The organism is Petrotoga halophila DSM 16923 (assembly GCF_002924615.1).
Genome location: NZ_JALY01000295.1, coordinates 1 through 1,155 on the forward strand (window position 1 = coordinate 1; position 1,155 = coordinate 1,155).

Genomic DNA, 1,155 nt, shown 5'->3' on the forward strand with positions numbered 1-1,155 from the left:
AAAAATATACACATATTACGACAAAATAGTTCTATTATCCGGTTCAAAAAATCTTAACTTTTATGATTCTGAATTAAATTTAATCAGAACTTTCACATATGAAGAAAATTTCAATTATTTTGTCCCTGTTAACAAAGATAGATTCATATTAGTAGGAGAAAGTATTAAATCCTTCAATTTGGAAGGAAATTTAGTTTGGAACTATTCCACAATAAATAAATTCCAAATAATCGATGAACCCTTAGTATACGACAAAGGTTTAATGGTAGGGGTAAAAGACTTCTTAACTCGATTTCTAATATTTTATGATGATTTCGATTCTCAATACTATTTCACTCGATACATCAAAGAAAAAATGCCTTTACCTCAAATGTTCGAAGAAATAGTGACACCTCCAACAACAGTCACCATACCAGCCACGCCCATTACACCCCAGGCAACGGAGATAACAGCCGAACCTACCCCAATCACGATACCAGAACCTATAGAAGAAGCTATTACGGCCCCTTCTACTCCTGTTGATATAACCGTTGAACCTACTCCATCAACGCCCCAGGCAACAGAAATAACGCCTGAGCCTACTCAAATCACAGTACCTGAGCCAGTAGAAGAAACTATTACCGTTCCTTCTACTCCTATTGATATAACCGTTGAACCTACTCCATCAACACCTCAGGCAACGGAGACAACGCCCGAACCTACTCAAATCACAATACCAGAGCCATTAGAAGAAGAAGATATTACGGCACCTTCTACTCCTGTTGATATAACTGTTGAACCTACGCCATCAACGGCTGAAGCGACAGAACTAACTAAAATATTCTCTAAAGGTTTCGATGAATATATCTACGGAAGTTTGTACGATGGAGAAAACTTTTATCTATATGGTTATGAAGGCAAAAATGACAATTGGGATGCAAAAACATGGAAAATGGATCCATATGGAAATATTTTAAACGAAACGTCGTTATATGCACAAAATACAGACTTTTTTAGAGATGCCATACTCACTAAAGATTCTACCGATAACACTAAGAATATAATCTACGTTGGCGATACCCTTTCTTACGGCTTAAACGGTAATGCTTACATTGTCTCTTTGACTGAAGATAGCAGCGTTAATTACCAAATAGATTACGGGGATATTGGTAGAGA

Annotated in this window: 1 pseudogene; it reads left to right on the top strand. The window is 36.5% G+C overall.

Annotated features, from left to right (window positions below):
- Positions 1 to 1,155 (top strand): annotated as a pseudogene (locus AA81_RS14330) (hypothetical protein); the annotation flags it as partial.